The 1,162-nt window shown below is 59.7% G+C and carries 1 protein-coding gene; it reads right to left on the bottom strand.

From position 1 onward, the window contains the following. On the bottom strand, nt 1–1,160 hold a 1,160-nt coding region (tuf, locus tag IG629_RS22520), incomplete at its 3' end, for an elongation factor Tu (protein WP_193174091.1). Between the last annotated feature and the right edge of the window lie 2 nt (nt 1,161–1,162).

Here is a 1,162-nt window from a genome sequence, read left to right on the forward strand (position 1 = left end):
CCGACGGTCCGGCCACCTTCGCGGATAGCGAAGCGCAGGCCTTCATCCATGGCAATCGGCGCGATCAGGTTAACCGTCATCGCAATGTTATCGCCCGGCATCACCATCTCGGTGCCTTCCGGAAGCTCGACCGTCCCGGTCACGTCCGTCGTACGGAAGTAGAACTGCGGACGATAGTTCGAGAAGAACGGCGTGTGACGGCCACCTTCATCCTTCGTCAGGATGTAGGCCTCACAGGTGAACTTCGTGTGCGGCGTGATCGAGCCCGGCTTCGCCAGAACCTGACCGCGCTCAACGTCTTCACGCTTCGTACCGCGCAGAAGAACACCAACGTTGTCACCGGCTTCACCGCGATCAAGCAGCTTGCGGAACATCTCGACGCCCGTGCAGGTCGTCTTCACCGTGTCCTTGATGCCGACGATTTCGATTTCGTCGCCAACATTCACAACACCGCGCTCGACGCGACCGGTCACAACCGTGCCACGGCCAGAGATCGAGAAAACGTCTTCGATCGGCATCAGGAACGCCTGGTCGATCGGACGCTCCGGCTGCGGGATGTATTTGTCGACTTCGGCCATCAGCGCGAGAATGGCGTTCTTGCCGATTTCCTCGTTGCTGTCTTCCAGAGCCGCAAGAGCGGAGCCCTTCACGATCGGAATATCGTCGCCCGGGAAGTCGTAGGAGGACAGAAGCTCACGAACTTCGAGCTCAACCAGCTCAAGAAGCTCTTCGTCGTCAACCTGGTCGACCTTGTTCAGGAACACAACAAGAGCCGGAACGCCAACCTGGCGGGCCAGAAGGATGTGCTCGCGGGTCTGCGGCATCGGGCCGTCAGCGGCCGACACAACCAGGATCGCGCCGTCCATCTGCGCGGCACCCGTGATCATGTTCTTCACATAATCAGCGTGACCCGGGCAATCGACGTGTGCGTAGTGACGCGCTTCCGTCTCGTACTCAACGTGCGCCGTCGAGATCGTGATACCACGAGCACGCTCTTCCGGAGCCTTGTCGATCTGGTCGTAAGCCGTGAAGCTTGCACCACCGGCCTCCGCCAGCACCTTCGTGATCGCTGCCGTCAAAGACGTCTTGCCGTGATCAACGTGGCCGATCGTGCCAATGTTGCAATGCGGCTTATTCCGCTCAAACTTTTCCTTCGCCATCG

It is taken from the genome of Nisaea nitritireducens (assembly GCF_014904795.1).
Taxonomy (GTDB): Bacteria; Pseudomonadota; Alphaproteobacteria; order Thalassobaculales; family Thalassobaculaceae; genus Nisaea; species Nisaea nitritireducens.